This is a genomic window from Clavibacter michiganensis subsp. tessellarius (assembly GCF_021922985.1).
GTDB lineage: Bacteria > Actinomycetota > Actinomycetes > Actinomycetales > Microbacteriaceae > Clavibacter > Clavibacter tessellarius.
In genome coordinates this window covers 627,136-642,285 of sequence record NZ_CP040788.1, presented here as the reverse complement: position 1 = coordinate 642,285, position 15,150 = coordinate 627,136, and the positions used below count along the sequence as shown (strand labels likewise).

Sequence of the window (15,150 nt, the reverse complement as noted above, 5' to 3'; positions counted from 1 at the left end):
TCCCGTCAGCCGGCGTCGCTCTGCCGGCCGAGGCGGGCCTCCTCGTGGTCCAGCATCCGCTGCGCGCGGGCGAGGACCCGCGACGGGTGCGTGCCCGAGCCGCGCGCCTCGAGCAGCGCCTGGCGCTCGGCGTCGAGGACGTGGCGACGGAGCAGCAGGTAGGTCGCGCGCGGGGTGAGCGGCGCGTCGTCGTCGGCCGCCATCGCCTCGGCGCGCTCGCTCGCCCACTCCGCGCGCAGGGCCGTGTCGCGCCGCACGCGCTCGACCACCTCGGGGTCGACCTCCTGGCCGTCGGGAAGGCCCCGCGCCCCCTCGTCGAGCGCGCGGATCCCGGCGTCCGCGAGCTCCGACACCAGCTCGGCGAGGTCGCGCTCGTCCTCGACCTCGTCGCTCCCCCGGATGCCGCTCAGGCGGATGACCGCCGGGAGCGTGCCGCCGTTGACGAGCAGGGACGCAATCGCGACCGTGAAGGCGATGAGCACGAGCTGCGCCCGGTACGGCGTCCCCGACGGGAGCGACTGCGCCGCGGCCAACGTCACCACGCCGCGCATGCCGGCCCAGCCGAGCACGAGCCCGCCGCGCCAGCCGAGGCCCTGCGAGCGGAGCGCCTCGATGTCGGCGCGGCGCCGCTGGAGGATCCGAGCCGCACGGCGCTCCCGGCGGCTCGGCCGGTCGTCGCCCCGCGCGCGTCGGAGCCGCTCCAGCCAGTGCCCGACGCGTCGCGCGCGATCCGCGGCGCGCTGCTCGTGGCGGCGGAGCCCCAGCAGCAGGGGCACGAGGAAGGCGAAGCGGATGAGCGTCAGCACCGTGAGGGTGAGGATCCCGTACAGCACCGCCCTGCCCACGCCCAGGTCGGCCTCGTGCACCTCGTCGAGGATGTCGCGCAGCTCCAGCCCCATCACGAGGAAGACCCCGTTCTCGAGCACGAACAGCGCGGTCCGCCAGTTGAGCCGCTCGTTGATGCGCGACTGCGCCGACAGCGTGGACGCGCTGCGGTGCCCCGACCAGATGCCCGCGGCGACGACCGCGAGCACGCCCGAGGCCCCGACCTCCTCCGCGGGGATGAAGGCCACGAACGGCACCGCGAAGGAGATGGCCGTGTCGAGCACGGGGTCGTCGAGGCGCCGCCGGATCTCGGTCGTCAGGGCCCCGACGGCGATCCCGATGGCGAGCGCGCCCACCGCGGAGAGGAGGAAGCCGCCCGCGGCCTGCCAGAGGTCGATCGTCGCGCCGACCGCCGCGATGGACGTCCGCAGCAGCACCAGGGCGGTCGCGTCGTTGACGAGGCCCTCGCCCTCGAGCACCGTGACGAGGCGCGGCGGCAGGCCCAGGCGCCGGGCGATGCTCGTCGCCGCCACGGCGTCCGGCGGGCTCACGACGGCGCCGAGGGCGAGCGCGCCCGCGAAGGACAGGTTCGGGAAGAGCGCGTAGATCAGCAGCCCGATCCCGCCTGCCGACACCAGCACGAGCACGACGGAGAGGCTCACGATCGTGCGGAGGTTGCGACGGAGGTCGACGAGCGGCACCGTCACCGCGGCTCCGTAGAGCAGCGGCGGGAGGACTCCCGCGAGGATCAGCTCCGGGGGGACCTCGACCGGCGGCACGCCCGGGAGGAAGGAGACGCCGACGCCCACCAGCACGAGCACGAGCGGCGTGGCCACCCGGATGCGCCGCGCGAGCAGGGTGACGGCGACCAGGGTCGCGATCCCGGCGACGCCGAGAGCCGCGTAGTCCATCCTCCGAGGCTAGCCCGCCGGGCGGACGACGGACGCCCGTCCGGATCGCGGTCCGGACGGGCGTCGGGTCAGTACCAGTTCTTCAGGACGCTGTGCGCCTTCGCGCCGCAGGGCGAGCCGTAGCGCGAGTCGATGTAGCCGAGGCCCCACACGATCTGCGTGGCGGGGTTGGTCTGCCAGTCGGCGCCCGCGGACGCCATCTTGCTGCCGGGGAGGGCCTGCGGGATGCCGTAGGCCCCGCTGGGGTTGTACGCGTTGACGCGCCAGCCGGACTCCTTGGTCCAGAGGTAGTCGAGGCAGGCGTACTGGTCGTCGCCCATGCCCTGCGAGGCGAGGATGCTGCGCGCGATGCCGCGGGCGCTGCCGGGATCCGGGATGGCCACGGAGCCACCCGAGGGCGCGCCGGAGCCGGAGGACTTGGAGCCCGAACCGGACCCGGTCCCCGTGGACGGCGCAGGTGCGGCCGCGACGGGCGGGGGCGGCGGCGGCGGGGCGACGGACTGGAAGCCCGGCTCGATGTCGACGGTCGTCTGGGCGGAGGCGACCGTGAGCGTCTGCGCGTCGGCCCGGGCGAGCTGCGCCACGGTCGCCTGGTACTCCTGGTACTGCGGGTTGGCGACGGCCCCGGACGTGGGATCCACGACGTTGACGAGCATGAAGGCGGCAGCCGCGCCGAACGCGATGGTGGGGGCCGCCACGCGGGAGAACGCCGACCGGCGTCGGCGGACGGGCCTCGGCGCGGCGGTGAGCGGCTGGCGAGGAGCGAGGTCGTGCGCGTGTCTACCCATAACTCCGCACGACTTTACCCAACCGTTACCTGGATGGCGAGTCGAGGGCGGGATCGGGGGCGTCCTGCCAGGCGCGGATGCGGTGGAGGAGGAGTGGGATCGGTCAGCGGACGGCGTTCATGACGTCGACCACCGCGTCGAGGAGCAGGTCGACCTGCGCCTCGCGGTAGCCGCCGCGACGGGGGTGGAAGGCCACGGTGCGCACGTCGTCGACGCTCATGGGCTTCGTGCCGCGGAAGTACTTGGCGACGCGGTCCGCGAAGCGGTCCACCTCGCGGCGGTCGTACCCGGTCGTCAGGAAGCCCGCGCGGTCGAAGCGCTCCCCCGCCGGCCGGCTGACCCGGTCGAGGATCTCCTGGGCCGCCCTCCGTGCCTCCGCGTTCCAGGCGTCCGCGCCGACGCGCGCCACCGTGCGGTCGCGCTCGCGCACCGCGAAGGCGTCCTCGAGGCGCTCGAGCACGCGGTCCACCGCGGCGGCCGAGTACCCGCCGCGGCGCATGTCGAAGGAGACGCGCCGGATGGTCTCCGAGGTGAGGGAGCGGTCGGCCTCGTCGTCGTAGCAGCGGCGCGCGTCCTGCAGGAAGGCGTCGACCTGGGCGGGGTCGTAGCCGCGCTCGCGGCGTCCGGCGCTCGGGAAGGTGGTGGTCATCCGGGACATCCTACGAGGGAACTCCCTGGACGATGAGGAACAGCGCGTAGGCCACCGCGGCGGACGGGAGGATCGAGTCGAGCCGGTCGAGGAAGCCGCCGTGGCCCGGCAGCCAGGAGCTGATGTCCTTCACGCCGAGGTCGCGCTTCATGAGCGACTCGGCGAGGTCGCCCATCGTCGCGGTCACCACGATGACGAGGCCCATGAGCGCCCCGAACCACACGGGCTGGTCGATCATGAAGACCGCCAGGAGGATGCCCGCCAGCACGGCCGCGATCGCGGCGCCCGCGAACCCCTCCCACGTCTTCTTCGGGCTGATCGTCGGCGCCATGGGGTGCTTGCCGAAGTTGAGGCCGGCGACGTAGGCGCCCGTGTCGCAGCAGACGACGAGGATGAGGAACGCGAGCGTCCACCACTCCCCGCCGTCGCCCGCTGTCAGCAGCACGGCGAACGAGCCGAGCAGCCCGACGTAGGCGAGCAGGAACAGGCTCGAGCCGACGTCGCCCGCGAGCGCGCGCGCGGACGTGCGCCGGGCCGGCACCGCCTGCTCGACCACGCGCCAGAGCGCGAGCCCGGCCATGACCCCGAGGAGGCCGAGCCACTGCCCGTCCGGCCGCCAGAAGTAGGTGATCGGCAGGTAGGCGACGACCGCGACCACGGATCCGACGCGTGGGACCCGTCGCCCGGCCTGGCGGAGGGCCGTGGCGAGCTCGTACGCGGTGAACGCCATGAGCGCCATCGCGATCAGGAGGAAGAGCTCCTTCACCACCACGAGGCTCACGAGCACGACCCCGCCGAGGAGCAGGCCCACGGACACGGCGAACAGGAGGTTCCGTCCAGTGCGCGCGTTGATGCGGTCGTTCGTCGCCTCGAGCGAGGCGCGCGTCGCGCGCACCTGCGCCGTGAGGTCGGCCCGCGTGGCCTGGACCTGCGCCTCGAAGTCCGCGCGGGTCACGCGGCCGCGGTGCCGCCGGATCCGCGGAGCGCCGCCGGGGCCCGCCGGGGGCGGGACGACGGGCGTCCGCTCGGCGGGATCGTCGGGGCTGTCCACCTAGACCTCGAGGAGTTCGGTCTCTTTGCGCTTCAGCGCGTCGTCTACCTGGTCGGTGTGCGTCTTCGTGAGGGCCTCGAGCTCCTTCTCGCCGCGGGCCACCTCGTCGTCGCCGACCTCGCCCTTCAGCGCGTCCAGCTCGTCCTTGGAGCGGCGTCGGATGTTGCGGACGCTCACGCGTCCCTCCTCGGCCTTGCCGCGGACGATCTTCACGAACTCCTTGCGGCGGTCCTCCGTGAGCTCGGGGAGCGTCAGCCGGACCATCTCGCCGTCGTTGCCGACCGTCGCGCTGAGGTTGGGGACGTTGACGAGCGCCTTCTCGATCTCTTTGAGCGCGGTCTTGTCGTAGGGCGTGACGATGAGCGTCCGCGCCTCCGGGTTGTTCATGCTCGCGAGCTGGCCGAGCGGCGTGGGGCTGCCGTAGTACTCGACCAGGACCTTCTGGAAGAGGGCGGGGTTGGCACGGCCCGTGCGCACGGATCCGAAGTCCTCCTTCACCGACTCGACGGCCTTGCCCATCCGGTCTCGGGCATCTGCGAGGACTTCGGCGACGGTCACGGGTTCTCCTTCGGTAGCGCGGGCGCGGCAGGCGCCCGATCGATCTTAACGCGGATGGGGAGAGGCGCCCGCCCGGCGCGGCCGCGGGACCGGCGGGCGGGGCCTCGTCAGTTGGAGACGATCGTGCCGATGCGCTCGCCCCGGATGGCGCGCGTGACGTTGCCGCCCGGCTCCATGCCGAAGACGACCATCTTCATGTCGTTGTCCATGCAGAGGCTGAAGGCCGTCGAGTCGACGACCTTGAGGCCCTGCTGGAGCGCGTCCTGGTAGGTGAGGGTGTCGAGGAGCGTCGCGGACGGATCCGTGCGCGGGTCCCCCGTGTAGACGCCGTCGACGCCGTTCTTGGCGACGAGGACCTCGACGGCCTGGATCTCCAGCGCGCGCTGGGCGGCCACGGTGTCGGTGGAGAAGTACGGCAGCCCGGCGCCGGCGCCGAAGATGACGATGCGGCCCTTCTCGAGGTGGCGCTCCGCGCGGCGGGGGATGTACGGCTCGGCGACCTGCGTCATCGAGATGGCGGACTGCACGCGCGTCGCGGCGCCGGCCTGCTCGAGGAAGTCCTGCAGGGCGAGGGCGTTCATCACGGTGCCGAGCATGCCCATGTAGTCGGCGCGGCCGCGGTCCATGCCGCGCTGCGAGAGCTGCGCGCCGCGGAAGAAGTTGCCGCCGCCCACGACGATGGCGACCTCGACGGTCTGCGCGGCCTCGGCGATCTCGCGGGCGAGGGCGCTCACGACGTCCGGGTCGACGCCCATCTGGCCGCCGCCGAACGACTCCCCCGAGAGCTTGAGGAGGACGCGGCGCCTGGTGGTCTGATCGGTCATGCTGCTGTTCCCGTCCCTCGGTCCGAGCCGCATCCGGCCCCGGTCCAATCTACTGTGGCGCCCGGCCGGACGACCGCGGATCGCGGCCGGACCTCGCCCGGGCATGGAGAAGGGAGCCCGGGTCGCGATGACCCGGGCTCCCCGTGGTGGTGCTAGGCGCCGACCTTGAAGCGGGCGAAGCCCGTGATCGTGAGGCCCGCAGCCTCGACGACCTTCTTGACCGACTGCTTGTTGTCCTTCGCGTAGTCCTGCTCGAGGAGCGCGACCTGCTTGAAGTAGCCGGTGAGGCGACCCTCGATGATCTTCGGCAGGGCGGCCTCGGGCTTGCCCTCGTTGCGGGAGATCTCGGTGACGATCGCGCGCTCGGCCTCGACCTTGTCGGACGGGACGTCCTCGCGGGCGAGGTACTCGGGGTTCGCGAACGCGATGTGCTGGGCGATGCTGCGCGCCGTCTCGGCGTCCGTGCCCGAGTAGTCGACGACGACGCCGACCTGGGGCGGGAGGTCCTTCGACGTGCGGTGGAGGTAGACCTCCTGGTGCTCGCCGGCGAGGCGGGCGACGCGGCGGAGCGCGATCTTCTCGCCGAGGATGGCCGCCTGGTCGCTGATCAGCTGGTCGACGGTCTGCTCGCCGGCGGGGGCCTGGAGGGCCTCCTCGACGGTGGACGCGCCGGCCGCGACGACCGCGGCGAGGACGGACTCGGACAGCGCGATGAACTTGTCGTTCTTGGCGACGAAGTCGGTCTCGCACGCGAGCTCGATGAGGGTGGCGGCGCCGCCCTCCTCGGACGCGGCGACGAGGCCCTCGGCGGTGGAGCGGTCGCCGCGCTTGGCGTTGCCCTTCTGGCCCTTGAGACGCAGGATCTCGATGGCCTTCTCGATGTCGCCGTCGGCCTCGACCAGCGCGTTCTTGCTGTCCATCATGCCGGCGCCGAGGCGGTCGCGCAGCTCCTTGACGTCAGCGGCAGTGAAGTTCGCCATGCTCATGGACTCCTTCTGTAGGTGATGATCCGGGGTTCAGCCGGTGGTGAGAGCCCGACGGGCGGACGCGGTTCCCCGCGCCCGCCCGTCGGGATGGTGCGTGTGGTCGGACTACTCGGAGGCAGGCGCCTTCTCGGCGTCGGTCGCCTCGGCCTCGATCTTCGCCTCGGTGGCGTCGTCGGACTCGGGGGCGTGCACGGGGGCGGCGACCTCGTCCTCGGACTTCGCCTCGTTCTTGGCGGAGACCTCGGCGTCGACGTCGTTCTCCTCGACGGGCAGCGCGGCCTTCGCGGCGTCGCCCTGCTCGAGGAGCTCGCGCTCCCAGTCGGCCAGCGGCTCGGCGGGGGCGGAGCCCTCGGCGTCGGGCTTCTGGTGGCGCTGGATGAGGCCCTCGGCGGCGGCGTCGGCGATGATGCGCGTCAGCAGCGCGACGGAGCGGATCGCGTCGTCGTTGCCCGGGATCGGGTACTGGACCTCGTCGGGGTCGCAGTTGGTGTCGAGGATGCCGATGACGGGGATGCCGAGCTTGCGCGCCTCGTCGATGGCGAGGTGCTCCTTCTTGGTGTCCACGACCCACATCGCCGACGGCGTCTTGGTGAGGTTCCGGATGCCGCCGAGGCTCTTCTCCAGCTTGTCGCGCTCGCGACGCTGGATGAGGAGCTCCTTCTTGGTGAAGCCGCGCGTCGTGTCGTCGAAGTCGACGAGGTCGAGCTCCTTGAGGCGGTTGAGGCGCTTGTGCACGGTCTGGAAGTTGGTCAGCAGACCACCCAGCCAGCGCTGGTTCACGTAGGGCTGGCCGACGCGCTGCGCCTGCTCGGCGATGGACTCCTGCGCCTGCTTCTTCGTGCCGACGAAGAGGATGGTGCCGCCGTGGGCGACGGTCTCCTTGACGAAGTCGTAGGCCTTGTCGATGAGGGCCAGCGACTGCTGCAGGTCGATGATGTAGATGCCGGAGCGCTCGGTGAAGATGAAGCGCTTCATCTTCGGGTTCCAGCGCGTCTTCGGGTGACCGAAGTGGACGCCGCAGTCGAGCAGCTGGCGGATGGTGACGACGGCCATGGCCGTACTCCTGTTCCGGCGCGCGCTCACGCGGCGCGCCTCGTCGGTTCGCTCGGCGGTCGGGACGACCGCTGATCCTGGTGCCCGGCGCGCATCCGCTCCTTCGGCGATTGGGATCATCGCCACGAGGAGACCGAGTGGATGCGGAGGCCTGATGGGCACGCGTAGTCACCCGACCTGGATCGGGTGCTGCTCGATGGTAGCACCCGCGGGGCGCTGCGCCGGGCGGCGCGGCGGATCAGGCGCGCGCCGCGTCCTTGCGCTTCTTGGGCTTGTCGACGAAGAGCGTCTCGGCCTCCTCGAGCGACATGCCGTTGGTCTCGGGGATCTTCGTGAGGACGAAGACGAACGAGAGGGCGGCGAACGCGGCGTACATGCCGTAGGTGAAGGGCAGCGAGAACGCGGAGAGCGCGGGGAACGAGACCGTGATGGCGAAGTTGGCGATCCACTGGGCCATCGCGGCGACGCCGAGCGCCTTCGCGCGGATGCGGTTCGGGAAGATCTCGCCGAGCAGCACCCAGACGAGCGGGCCCCACGAGGCGCCGAACCCGATGACGAAGACGTTGGCCGCGATGATCGCGATGACGCCGAAGGGCTGCGGCAGGGCGACCTCTCCGTCGACGGTCGCGGACTGGCTGAAGCAGATGGCCATAACGGCGAGGGATACGGCCATCGCGAGCGAGCCGGTCAGCAGGATCGGGCGGCGGCCGATGCGGTCGACGAGCGCGATGGCGATGAAGGTGACGGCGACGTTCGTGACGGCGGTGATGACCGAGGTCGTGAGCGACTGGGACTCGTCGAAGCCGACGGCCTGCCAGAGCGTCGTGGAGTAGTAGAAGATCACGTTGATGCCGACGAACTGCTGGAACACCGACAGGATGATGCCGATCCAGACGATGCCCTGGAGGCCCAGCTTGTTGCCGCGGAGCGTCCCCGTGCGCTTGGCGACGCGGTCCTCCTCGATCTGGCGCTCGAGGTCGCGGCTCGCGCGGTCGATGTCCTCCTGCTTCCAGACGCTCGCGAGGATCTCCTGCGCCTCGTCCTTGCGGCCCTTCTCCACCAGGAAGCGCGGGGACTCCGGCAGGCGGAAGGCGAGGAAGCCGTAGATCACGGCCGGGATCGCGCAGACGAGGAGCATCCAGCGCCACGCCTCGAGGCCGAACCAGAAGCCCTCGGACGCGCCGCCCGCGGCGCCGGAGAAGACCGCGTCCGAGAGGAGGGCGGTGAAGATGCCGAGCGTGATCGCGAGCTGCTGGAGCGACGCGAGCCGGCCGCGGAGGAGCTTCGGCGAGATCTCCGCGATGTAGGCGGGGGCCACGACCGAGGCGATCCCGATGCCGAGGCCGCCGACGACGCGCCAGATGGTGAGGTCCCAGACGCTGAACGCGAAGCCGGAGCCGAAGGCGCTGACGAAGAAGAAGAACGCGCCCGCGATCATGGTCCAGCGCCGCCCGAAGCGGTCCGCGATGCGGCCGGCGAGGTAGGCGCCGAGGGCGCAGCCGAGGAGCGCGCTCGCGACCGCGAAGCCGATGAGCGTCTCGCTCAGCTCGAAGCGACCCTGGATCGCGGACACCGCGCCGTTGATGACCGAGGAGTCGAACCCGAAGAGGAAGCCCCCCACCGCGGCCGAGACGGCCAGCCCGATCGCGCGTCGCTGGAGCTTCTTGTCATCCCGGGGGGTCGTCGTCTCGTTCACAACGGACCACTCTGCCACTTCTCCGCGGTGCGGGTCGCCCCGCGGCGGGCGTGCTAGCGGGCGCGCATCCTGACCCGGGACGACGGCGCGCGGGGTGTCGCGGGACGGGAGGCGGGAGCGGATGCGGATGCGGGTGCGGCAGCGGGAGCGGGGGCGGCAGCGGGTGCGGCAGCGGGGGCGGGACCGGGACCAGGTGCGGGTGCGTGTGGGACGGGCGGGGACACAGGCCATGACCGGGACTCGGGCGCTCACGGGCTCGCCGTCGGCGGGGCGGGCGACGCGGCCGGCGGGATCCGCGGCGGCGGGCGCGGACGGCCTGCGGCTTCCGGCATGCTGCCGGGAAGGGGGACGGGGGCGCAGGACGGTCCGGGCGGCCGGCAGCGCCGTCCTCATCGCCGGGATGGCGTTCGGCCTGGCCGTGGCGCCCGCCTGCCCGAGCGGGACGGCGGAGGCGGTCGGGCCGGTCCCGCGCGCGGTCGCCGCTTCCGCGACCGGCGACGGCCGAGGGTCGGCATCGCCCGCCCCGGTGTCCGCGGATGTCGGCGGCGCGGGCCGTGGACCCGCGTCGACATCGTCGGCGGCGCCCCGATGGCAGTGGCCGGTGCGGCCCCCGCACCTCATCACCCGCCCGTTCTCGCCTCCCACCACCGCGTACGGCCCGGGCCACCGCGGCATCGACGTCGCGGCGGATCCGGGCGCCGAGGTCCTGGCGCCGGCCGACGGCACGGTGTCCTTCGCGGGCGTCGTGGTCGACCGGCCCGTCGTGAGCATCCGTCACGCGGACGGGCTCGTGTCCTCCGTGGAGCCCGTCGTCCCGGCCGTCTCGGCCGGCGAGCGGGTGTCGGCCGGGCAGGTCATCGGCACCGTGGCCGTCGAGCCCCGGCACGAGCCCGACGGCGGAGTCCATCTCGGCGCCCGGCTCGTCGGCGAGTACGTGGATCCGGCCCTGCTCCTCGCCTCCCTCCGCCACGCGGTGCTGCTGCCGCTCGACCCGTGACGTGGCGGGCTCGGCTGCGCGCGCGATCGAGCGCGCGTCCGGGCGCGCGTCCGGGCGTACGTCCGGGCGTACGTGCGGACGTGCGTACGGGCGCACGGGCGGGCGGGCGGGCGGGCGGGCGCGACGATCCGCCTCCGGGTGCGCGTGTCGGCTGACACTGACGATCGGTCCCCTCTCGCGAGCGCGGAGACCGCCGACCGACCACCACGGAGGGCCTGCGTCGAGCCGCCCGCGCGGACGCGTCCGTCCGCGTCACGAGCCCGCGGGTGGGCGCGGGTCGGACGCGTCCGTTCGCGTCGCGAGCCCGCGATGCGCATCGGGAGGCGCGCTCGTCCGCGTCGCGAGCCCGCGGTGCGTACCGGGAGACGCGCTCGTCCACGTCTCAGGCCCGCGGGTGCGCGCCCACGTAGCTGCGACGCAGCCGGTCCACGGAGACGTGGGTGTAGATCTGCGTGGTCCCGAGGCTGGCGTGCCCGAGCATCTCCTGCACGGTGCGGAGGTCCGCGCCGCCGTCCAGGAGGTGGGTCGCGGCCGTGTGCCGGAGCGCGTGCGGTCCCTGCGGACCCGATCCGGGGATGCCCTCGAGGAGCGAGGCGACGAGCCCGTAGACGGCACGCGATCCGAGTCGCCCGCCGCGCGCGCCGAGCAGCAGGGCAGCGCCTGTCCGCGGGGTGACGAGACGCGGCCGGCCGCGCGTGACGTAGGCGTCCAGCGCCTCGGCCGCGGGGACGCCGAACGGCACGACGCGCTCCCGGTCGCCCTTGCCGACCACGCGCGCCGTCAATCGGGACGCGTCGACGTCGCCGACGTCGAGCCCGGTGAGCTCCGAGACGCGGAGCGCCGAGGCGTAGAGCAGCTCGACCGCCGCCAGGTCGCGGAGGGCGACCGGGTCGTCCTCCGCCGCGCGCGCTGCGAGCCCGTCGAGGAGGGCCGACATCTGCTCTCGGGCGAGGACGCGCGGGAGATGCGCCCCGGCGCGGGGCGCCTTGAGACGCGCCGCGGGATCTGCGTCGATCCGACCCTGGCGGACGAGCCACGCGCCGAAGCCGCGGACGGCCGCGGAGCGCCGGGCGAGCGTCGCGGGGGCGAGCCGCGCCTGGGACGCGCGCCACATCCAGTCGCGCAGCAGCTCGAGGTCGAGGTCGTCGGCGGCCGTGACGCCCTGCCTCGCGGCATGCGCAGCCAGGTCGTGCAGGTCGGACGCGTAGGACCGCACGGTGTTCGTCGAGCTCCCCCGCTCGAGCCGGAGCGCGACGCCGAAGTCCTCGATGTCCTGCTCGAGGGGCGTTCGACCGGTCCGGAGGGTCTCCATGCCGGAAGGCTACGTGCTCCTCCGCCGCGACCGGGCCCTCCGCGCCGGCCGGGGCGGCGCCGGTCCGCGCGCGGCGCGGCCACGGTCATCGCGCCGCCGGTCGCCGGACCCAGCCCCCGTCCGGACGCGCGACCAGGCCCTCCAGCTCGAGCCGCCCGAGGACGGAGGACGTCTCCGCGACGCCCAGCCCCGCCCGGGACGCGACGTCGGAGGTCTCCCGACCGCGCCGCGTGCTCAACGCGTCGAGCACGCGCGTCGCGCGCGGATCGTCGGTGCGATCCGTCCCCGACGAGGCCGCGCGCCCGTCCTCCTCCACACCCGGGCCGCGCGGACGCGCGGCGGCGCCCCGCGACGGCGCCGCTCCCGGCGATGCGGGCGACGCAGCCGACTGCGGGGGGAGCCCGCGCGCCCCCTCCGCCGCGCTGCCGCTCCAGCCCGGGACGAGCTCCATCGCCTCCTCCGCCGAGGTGATGCAGACGGCCCCGGAGTCGCGGATCAGCCGGTGGCAGCCGGACGAGGAGACGCTCGTCACGGGGCCGGGCACCGCCCCCAGCGGTCGCTCCAGCGCCAGCGCGTGGTTGGCGGTGTTGAGCGACCCGCTGCGCGCTCCCGCCTCCACCACGACGGTGGCGGCGCTGACGGCCGCGATGAGTCGATTGCGTAGGAGGAACCTCCAGCGGGTGGGCGACGCGCCGCAGGGCAGCTCGGACACGACGGCGCCGTCCCGTCGCATCCGGCCGAAGAGCTCCGTGTGCCCGGACGGGTACAGGCGGTCGACGCCCCCGGCCAGGAAAGCGACGGTCCTGCCGCCGGACGCGATCGCCGCTCGGTGGGCGACGCCGTCGATCCCGTACGCCCCGCCCGACACGATCTCCACGCCGCGGTCGACGAGCCCGCTGGCGAGCTCCGCCGTGACGTGCTCCCCGTATCCCGTGGCGGCCCGGGCGCCGACGACCGCGACGGACCTCGACAGGGCGGCCAGGGCCCGCTGTTCGCCGGTCCACCAGAGGACGAGCGGAGCATGGGGCCCGAGGTCGTCGGCTCCGCCGGGCCAGGCGGGATCACCGGGCACCAGCACGCCCGCGCCGACGGTGCGTGCGGCGTGCAGCCGGGCCATCGCCTCGGTGCGCACGACCCGCGGCCGCCATCGGTCGAGGGCGGCGCGCACCTCGTCGACGAGGGCGTCGCGGCTGTCCGGGGCGAGGACGAGCCCGGCGTCGACCATCCGGCCGACGACGGCGTCCGCGTCCCGCGCGTCGACCACCGCAGCGAGGGCGCCCGTAGCTCCCAGCACCCCCACGACAGCACCGGCGACGCGGTCACCCGGCTCCGCGATGCCGGACCAGGTGCAACGCGCGATGATCTCCGGTGCGTCGTCTGCGTCGAGGTCGCCCTCGATGCCCGCCGTCGGCCGGAGGGCCGCGACGAGCTCCCGCGCCTCGCCCGCGGACATGCCGAGCCTCGCGACCGCCCGAGCCCGCGCCGTGCCGGGGGCTTCGGCGTGGGTGACGGGGTCGACGCCGGAGCCGTCGTGCGCGGCCGCCGCGCGCACGCCGCCGTCCGTCACGACGCACCCCGCAGGAGGAGGGCGCGGCCGAGGTGGTCGGCGTCCGGACGCGGGGCACCGTCGAGGTCGGCCAGCGTCCAGCCGATGCGGAGCACGCGGTCGTACCCCCGCATCGTGATGAGCCCGCGGTCGAGGGCGCGGTCGAGCGAGGCGGTGGTGCCGCGGCCGAGGCGCGCCTCCCGCCGGAGCCACGTCCCGGATGCGTGGGCGTTGACCCTCCACGGCGTCGCGGACCAGCGCTCGGCGGCGGCGGCGCGGGCGACGGAGACGCGGGCGCGGCCGGATGCGGTGGTCGTGCGAGGCGTCCCGTCGGCGGCGCGGTGGACCGCGCTCGTGACCCGGCGCACGGTGAGCCGGATGTCCATGCGGTCCATGAGCGGACCCGACAGGCGGGCCAGGTACCGACGGCGAGCCTGCGGCGGGCACGTGCAGTCCGCGCCCGGCACGCCGAAGGAGCCGCACGGGCACGGGTTCGCCGCCATCACCAGCTGGAAGCGGCCGGGGAAGTGCGCGACGCCGTTGGCACGGTGGATGCTCACCACCCCCGACTCCAACGGCTGCCGCAGGCAGTCGAGCACCGCGCCCGAGAACTCCGGAGCCTCGTCGAGGAACAGCACTCCCCCGCTGGCGCGGACGGCGGCTCCCGGTCGGATGCGGCCGCTCCCGCCGCCGACGAGCCCGGCGGCGCTCGCCGTGTGATGCGGCGCCTCCAGCGGCGGACGCACGGGCAGCTCCGGACCGAGCTGGTCGCCGCACAGGGACCGGACGCAGCCGACCTCGAGCGCCGCCTCCTCGTCGAGGTCGGGCAGGAGACCCGGCAGCCGTTGCGCGAGCATGGTCTTCCCCGCGCCCGGTGGACCGAGCAGGAACATGTGGTGCCCGCCGGCCGCCGCCACGACGAGCGCCTCGACGGCCTCCTCGTTGCCCACGACGTCCCCGAGGCAGGGGGCCGGATCGACCGACACCGGGAGGACGGCGGCGGATGGCGGCGCAGCTCCGGTGACGTCCCCGTCATCCGGCTCCGGCTCCAGCTCGGCGCCGTGGTGGATCGCCGCCTCGCGCAGCCCGGACACGGCCACCACGTGCATGTCCGGCACGAGCGACGCCTCGTCGGCGTGGCAGCGCGGCACCATGACGCGGCGGCAGCCCGCGCGTCGGGCGGCGAGCACGGCGGGGAGCACGCCGTGCGTGGGGCGCAGGCGTCCGTCGAGCCCGAGCTCGCCGAGGTGCACCGTGCCGGCGACGGACTCGGCCGAGACGGATCCGCCGGCGGCCAGCACCGCCAGCGCGATGGCGAGGTCGAACCCGGAGCCGTGCTTGGGCAGCACGGCCGGCGACAGGTTGACGGTGACGCGACGGACCGGGAACTCGCATCCCGCGTTCCCCGTGGCGGCGCGCACGCGCTCCCGGGCCTGGCTCAGCGCGGCATCCGGGAGCCCGATGAGGACGAAGCCGGGCAGCTGGCTCGTGATGTCCGCCTCGACGTCGACGAGCGAGCCGTCGAGCCCGGAGAGGGCGACGGCCAGCGTGCGTCCCACGGCCATCAGCAGGCGCTCCGGATGACGTCGACGGTGGGCGCCGCACCCGGCGGCCAGACCACGCCGACGACGTCGATGCGGACGGGTCCGCGGTGCTCCGGGTGCTCCTGGCACCACAGCCCGGCGAGCACGCGGAGCCGCGCGGCCTTGGCCCGCGTCACGGCCTCCAGCGGATGCCCGTACCCCAGGCCCGCCCGGGTCTTCACCTCCACGAGCACCGTGGTGCCCGCGTGGCGCATCACGAGGTCGATCTCGCCCTCGCGGCAGCGCCAGTTGCGCTCGACGAGCGCGTATCCCCGCGCGATCAGATGCCGTGCGGCGAGATCCTCGCCGCGTCGTCCCAGGTCCTGCGTGCGTGTCATGGGCACCTCCGCGAGGAGGATGCGCGACGCGCA

General features: G+C 74.0%; 14 protein-coding genes. 1 reads left to right on the top strand and 13 read right to left on the bottom strand.

Annotation, left to right across the window (positions count from 1 at the left end; all coding sequences use genetic code 11):
- Positions 1-5: 5 nt before the first annotated feature.
- The 9 genes from FGG90_RS02965 to FGG90_RS02925 form a co-directional block, all read right to left on the bottom strand.
- Complete coding sequence (locus FGG90_RS02965) at positions 6-1,736, bottom strand: cation:proton antiporter (protein WP_094130626.1); 1,731 nt, start codon at positions 1,734-1,736, stop codon at positions 6-8.
- Between the two features lie 68 nt (positions 1,737-1,804).
- Positions 1,805-2,434, bottom strand: coding sequence for an aggregation-promoting factor C-terminal-like domain-containing protein (locus FGG90_RS02960; RefSeq protein ID WP_237583503.1), 630 nt, complete (start codon positions 2,432-2,434; stop codon positions 1,805-1,807).
- 193 nt (positions 2,435-2,627) lie between these two features.
- Positions 2,628-3,173 (bottom strand): DivIVA domain-containing protein, encoded by a 546-nt coding sequence (locus FGG90_RS02955; protein WP_086516144.1) that lies wholly within the window; start codon positions 3,171-3,173, stop codon positions 2,628-2,630.
- A gap of 10 nt (positions 3,174-3,183) precedes the next feature.
- Complete coding sequence (locus FGG90_RS02950; RefSeq protein WP_094130629.1) at positions 3,184-4,224, bottom strand: phosphatidate cytidylyltransferase; 1,041 nt, start codon at positions 4,222-4,224, stop codon at positions 3,184-3,186.
- Positions 4,225-4,743 (bottom strand): ribosome recycling factor, encoded by a 519-nt coding sequence (gene frr, locus FGG90_RS02945; protein ID WP_214582230.1) that lies wholly within the window; start codon positions 4,741-4,743, stop codon positions 4,225-4,227. It abuts the gene before it with no gap.
- A 146-nt stretch (positions 4,744-4,889) separates the two neighbouring features.
- The gene (gene pyrH / locus FGG90_RS02940) at positions 4,890-5,606 is read right to left on the bottom strand and encodes a UMP kinase (RefSeq protein WP_094130633.1); all 717 of its coding nucleotides are present in this window, start codon (positions 5,604-5,606) and stop codon (positions 4,890-4,892) included.
- Between the two features lie 152 nt (positions 5,607-5,758).
- Positions 5,759-6,586 (bottom strand): translation elongation factor Ts, encoded by an 828-nt coding sequence (gene tsf, locus FGG90_RS02935; protein WP_086516196.1) that lies wholly within the window; start codon positions 6,584-6,586, stop codon positions 5,759-5,761.
- A gap of 111 nt (positions 6,587-6,697) precedes the next feature.
- The gene (gene rpsB, locus FGG90_RS02930; protein ID WP_094130635.1) at positions 6,698-7,645 is read right to left on the bottom strand and encodes a 30S ribosomal protein S2; all 948 of its coding nucleotides are present in this window, start codon (positions 7,643-7,645) and stop codon (positions 6,698-6,700) included.
- A gap of 238 nt (positions 7,646-7,883) precedes the next feature.
- Entirely contained in the window at positions 7,884-9,359 is a 1,476-nt protein-coding gene (locus FGG90_RS02925) for a sugar porter family MFS transporter (RefSeq protein ID WP_210433069.1), read from the bottom strand.
- Positions 9,360-9,942: 583 nt separating this feature from the next.
- On the opposite strand from FGG90_RS02925, the gene FGG90_RS02920 reads away from it, so the two are divergent.
- On the top strand, positions 9,943-10,338 hold the full coding sequence (locus FGG90_RS02920; RefSeq protein WP_237583502.1) for a murein hydrolase activator EnvC family protein: 396 nt from the start codon (positions 9,943-9,945) through the stop codon (positions 10,336-10,338).
- A 382-nt stretch (positions 10,339-10,720) separates the two neighbouring features.
- Here FGG90_RS02920 and FGG90_RS02915 read toward each other — a convergent pair whose 3' ends face one another.
- The 4 genes from FGG90_RS02915 to FGG90_RS02900 all read right to left on the bottom strand — a co-directional run bounded on the left by FGG90_RS02915 (position 10,721) and on the right by FGG90_RS02900 (position 15,117).
- Positions 10,721-11,650, bottom strand: a complete 930-nt coding sequence (locus tag FGG90_RS02915; RefSeq protein WP_094130641.1) for a tyrosine recombinase XerC — start codon at positions 11,648-11,650, stop codon at positions 10,721-10,723.
- Between the two features lie 85 nt (positions 11,651-11,735).
- Entirely contained in the window at positions 11,736-13,103 is a 1,368-nt protein-coding gene (gene dprA / locus FGG90_RS02910) for a DNA-processing protein DprA (protein WP_094131514.1), read from the bottom strand.
- Positions 13,104-13,213: 110 nt separating this feature from the next.
- On the bottom strand, positions 13,214-14,761 hold the full coding sequence (locus FGG90_RS02905; RefSeq protein WP_094130643.1) for a YifB family Mg chelatase-like AAA ATPase: 1,548 nt from the start codon (positions 14,759-14,761) through the stop codon (positions 13,214-13,216).
- The gene (locus FGG90_RS02900; RefSeq protein ID WP_094130645.1) at positions 14,761-15,117 is read right to left on the bottom strand and encodes a YraN family protein; all 357 of its coding nucleotides are present in this window, start codon (positions 15,115-15,117) and stop codon (positions 14,761-14,763) included. The genes FGG90_RS02905 and FGG90_RS02900 overlap by 1 nt, the downstream gene beginning before the upstream one ends.
- Positions 15,118-15,150 lie beyond the last annotated feature (33 nt).

Bases quoted from the DNA above. Each gene is read 5' to 3' on its own strand.
- FGG90_RS02965 (WP_094130626.1), bottom strand. From the start codon at position 1,736: ATGGACTACGCGGCTCTCGGCGTCGCCGGGATCGCGACCCTGGTCGCC.
- FGG90_RS02955 (WP_086516144.1), bottom strand. From the start codon at position 3,173: ATGACCACCACCTTCCCGAGCGCCGGACGCCGCGAGCGCGGCTACGAC.
- frr (WP_214582230.1), bottom strand. From the start codon at position 4,743: ATGGGCAAGGCCGTCGAGTCGGTGAAGGAGGACTTCGGATCCGTGCGC.
- pyrH (WP_094130633.1), bottom strand. From the start codon at position 5,606: ATGACCGATCAGACCACCAGGCGCCGCGTCCTCCTCAAGCTCTCGGGG.
- tsf (WP_086516196.1), bottom strand. From the start codon at position 6,586: ATGGCGAACTTCACTGCCGCTGACGTCAAGGAGCTGCGCGACCGCCTC.
- rpsB (WP_094130635.1), bottom strand. From the start codon at position 7,645: ATGGCCGTCGTCACCATCCGCCAGCTGCTCGACTGCGGCGTCCACTTC.
- FGG90_RS02915 (WP_094130641.1), bottom strand. From the start codon at position 11,650: ATGGAGACCCTCCGGACCGGTCGAACGCCCCTCGAGCAGGACATCGAG.
- dprA (WP_094131514.1), bottom strand. From the start codon at position 13,103: ATGTCCGCGGGCGAGGCGCGGGAGCTCGTCGCGGCCCTCCGGCCGACG.
- FGG90_RS02905 (WP_094130643.1), bottom strand. From the start codon at position 14,761: ATGGCCGTGGGACGCACGCTGGCCGTCGCCCTCTCCGGGCTCGACGGC.
- FGG90_RS02900 (WP_094130645.1), bottom strand. From the start codon at position 15,117: ATGACACGCACGCAGGACCTGGGACGACGCGGCGAGGATCTCGCCGCA.